A 3,853-nucleotide genomic window follows, 5' to 3' on the forward strand; every position below is an offset into this window, starting at 1 on the left:
GGTTAATTCTTGTAGGCCTCTGACGTTATCGGAAACTATGGAATTGATATTACTTGAAATATAGTCAATCGCAACAACTGGAACCTTGCTGTTCATGAGTTCGATGACCTGGGGATCGTCAAAATCGATACAGGCAATGACTATACCGTCTATTTTTCTACGATTACAGTGCTCAAGGTATGACATTTTATCACCACCAAGGTTCTTGGAAATAAAGGTAATGTCATAACCCTTTTCTTCTGCTTGCTCCTTAACCCCTTGCAAAACTTGTGAGAAGAAGTAATGCGTCAGACCACTATGGCTCTTATCTTCAAAAAGTACGCCAATGTTCCAAGTTTTGTTTGTACTAAGCGCACGCGCCTGTAGATTGGGAACAAAGCCGAGTTCTTTAGCCTTTTTTAAGATGCGCTCTTTGGTTTTTGCACTGACATCAGGATAATTGTTTAATGCCTTTGATACAGTTGCACTTGAGCAACCGCAAGCCTTTGCTATATCGTATATTGTTACCATCAGAATATACCTTCTCTCTATGAAAATAAAATTTAAGATTGAGTCCTTAAATTTAATTAACGAAAACCGTTTCGTAAATTAATCATAACATCTGAAGATAGGCAACGTCAATTATTTAACGTCAAAAAAATATCACTGATTTAATTTTAAAAGATGTGCCACGGCACCTATCAAGTTTGCATCATTTCCACACATACAAGTTGCGACCTTTGGTCGAGTTAAAAGTAAGGGCACCTTGGTGTATAACTTGTCTAGCTTGTTTTCAAGTTGCTTTATAAAATCTGGTCTTTCGCTGATCGCGCCACCGATTAAAGTAATTTCAGGTGCAAAGACATGCTGGATATTATGCACGCCATATGAGAAGACTGTGTAGAAGTCGTCGATGCATTTTTTAGCGATTTCGTCGCCTTGATCAGCATATTCAAAGACCATTTTACCGTTGATTGTAGTGTGGTCAATATTCTTGAGCTTAGCATAAGCCTTTATCAAGGACAGTGTTGCCCCGTTGGCGCTCCAGATGATCGGAGATCCATCCGCTTCAAAGCCAGTGACGAACATGCCGACTTCTCCTGCGATATGCCCGTGTCCGCTGATTACCTTTCTATCGATGACAACTGCACCGCCAATACCAGAACCACAGACAACAACTGCCAGATTGCGATATTCCTTAGCAGCACCCACCCATAGTTCTGCAAATGCCGCACAATTACCATCGTTTTCAGCAGCATATGGCAACTTGTATTTTTCGCCAAGCATTTTCGCGGGATTTGTGTTTTTAATATAAATCAGGGCCCCTTCACTGAGGGCTTCACTTGTTACCGGATTTGTAACACATGGCTGACTTAGTGCAATGCCAGAAATAGGAGCCAAAGTCTGAGCCCAGTCCACAATTTTATAGAGTATGGCCATAAAATCGTCAAAAGAAGTAATTGGTGTTTTGTGGCTGGTCTTTTCGTGTATTTTCCCCTCAGAATCTACTATTGCAGCCTTAATGGCCGACCCGCCAATATCAATAGCAATATATTTCATGGTTCCCCCTACAGTTCTTCGCCGTTGGTAGCAATCACCCTTTTGTACCAATCGAAGGATTTTTTTGTGGTTCTCTTTAGCGATCCTGTTTCAAAATCTATGTGTACAAAGCCATATCTCTTTTTATAACCGTTTAACCAGCTTAATAAATCTGTGAAGGACCAAGTACAGTATGCTAACAGGTCTACACCCTTGTTGATGGCTTCATCACATGCTATAATATGCTTTCGTAAAAAATCAATTCTGTAATCGTCGTTAATTTCGCCATTTTCGGAAACGACATCATAAGCACCTAAACCGTTTTCGCTAATGAGTATAGGAAGACCGTAGCGGTCGTTCAAAATCTCTAGGCCATATCTAAGGCCATCAGGATCAATCGCCCAATCCCAGTCTGTATACTCGAGATTTGGATTAAAGACTTGCTTGTATAAACCCGGTACACCATTCTCAGATTGAGTGCCCTTTTTTCCTGAGGTATTCATGCCACTGTAGCCTACCCCATCTTCCGGATTATGGGCTATCGTGGCTGTTTGATAGTAGTTGATGCCAATAAAATCAATTAGTTTAGCCGCTTTTGTCATAAGGTTTAAATCTAAATCAGTAATTTCAGGCATAAGACCCGCTTTTGAATAATAAGATACCCCTAAAGTTGGATAATGACCTTTGTTATAGCTGTCTAAATACCATAAAGGACCAGTTACATCAAACATTTCTTTTGCTTTGTGGTCTTCAGGACGATTTGATGCTGGGTATGTTGGTGTATAGGCGATACTCGAACCGATCATGCCATCATAGCCAGCCTCTTTATATGCGATTACGGTTTCAGCATGTGCCAATACCGTATGATGGAAAGTTTTAAGGAATAAGGCTTCGTCTCGTACTCCAGGTGGATGAGCTTTAAGCATATAGCCCAGAGATGTAAATATATTTGGCTCATTCATAACAATCCAGTATTTTACACGATCTGCAAAATGCTCAAAACAAACTTTTGCATATTCAACAAAATCACTGACGATCTGCTTTGATTCCCAGCCCATATATTGATCTTGCAAAGCTTGAGGCAAGTCCCAATGATATAGCGTCACCATTGGTACAATTTCATTTTCAACCAGTAAATCGATCAAGTCGTTATAAAACTTAAGGCCTTCAACGTTTATTGAGCCACGTCCCTCTGGTATGATTCTAGGCCATGAAATTGAAAATCGGTATACTTTAAGTCCCATTTCCTTCATCAAAGCGACATCTTCAGCAAATCTATGATAATGGTCACATGCAATATCACCATTGGTGCCTTCAAATGTTTTTCCAGGTATATGAGCCCATACATCCCAAATAGATGCACCCTTACCACCAGTATTATAAGCACCTTCTATCTGGTAAGCTGCAGATGCTGAACCCCATAAAAAGTCTTTTTTAAATGTCATGACGAACCTCCTTTATTCAGTTTTTGCGTCTGGTAACATTATAAGATAATCAATTGTAAAAAAGATATTGGACGTCTCTACAAATTTTTTTGTGAAATATGTTTAAAGGAGAAGTCGATTTGTCCTTCTCCTTTATCCATGTATATTAGTATTCACTCGTTCTAATGACTGGGTTTTCAAAGTTTGCCCAGCTAATTCTCTGATCTATTTGACGATACATACGATGAGCGACTGGTTTGAAACCACATTTCTCCCAAAATGTAGAGGAAGCGATATTTGTAATCCGCCAATCCGCAATAAAATGCTCATAACCTTGTGCCATATAATGTCTTACAGAATCGTTCATGATAGACTTACCGATGCCGTTACCCATTTCATTTGACCATGTACCTGCTATACTGAGCTCCATTGACTTGTCGGGAATCATGAGGTCTACATCACATGGGAAAAATATCTGAAATGCCTTTGCTACCCCCTCTTGTTCAGCGATATAAATTTCTGCTTCTTCATCATTTACAAGGTCTTTATAGCCTTTCCTAATATCAGCAACGACTTCAGGTAGAGCAACTGCATAAACCGGTGACTGATTTTGATAGGAAAAGATGATATCAGCCATTTTTTCAAGTAGAGCTGCATCTTCGCTTGTGGCATTTCTAATTTTGAGGTCTAAAATGTTCTCAAAAGGTCTATAGTCTTGAAGGTTTAATATGCCATGAACCTGTTCGTATGCAAAACTCAATCTTTGAAAAGCACTTATATAACGTGGATCATCACAAGGCAGGATGGCATAGTGTTTAAATAAGCCATTTAAAAGCCAGACTTTTGAGGCTTCTGTGTATAGCGCCATGATGAATGCTTCATCGACAGTATCGTCAATTGCTATACCTTCA

4 protein-coding genes are annotated in these 3,853 nt (G+C 39.6%); all 4 read right to left on the bottom strand.

Annotation, left to right across the window (positions count from 1 at the left end; translation table 11 throughout):
- Positions 1 to 510 (bottom strand): LacI family DNA-binding transcriptional regulator (locus AC220I_RS19540; RefSeq protein ID WP_486725543.1); only part of this gene is annotated, 510 nt, incomplete at its 3' end.
- A gap of 132 nt (positions 511 to 642) precedes the next feature.
- Positions 643 to 1,539 (bottom strand): ROK family protein, encoded by an 897-nt coding sequence (locus tag AC220I_RS19545; protein WP_486725544.1) that lies wholly within the window; start codon positions 1,537 to 1,539, stop codon positions 643 to 645.
- Between the two features lie 8 nt (positions 1,540 to 1,547).
- Positions 1,548 to 2,963, bottom strand: coding sequence for a glycoside hydrolase family 1 protein (locus tag AC220I_RS19550; protein ID WP_486725545.1), 1,416 nt, complete (start codon positions 2,961 to 2,963; stop codon positions 1,548 to 1,550).
- A gap of 145 nt (positions 2,964 to 3,108) precedes the next feature.
- Positions 3,109 to 3,853 (bottom strand): GNAT family N-acetyltransferase (locus AC220I_RS19555; protein WP_486725546.1); only part of this gene is annotated, 745 nt, incomplete at its 5' end.

This window comes from Fusibacter sp. (assembly GCF_057447755.1).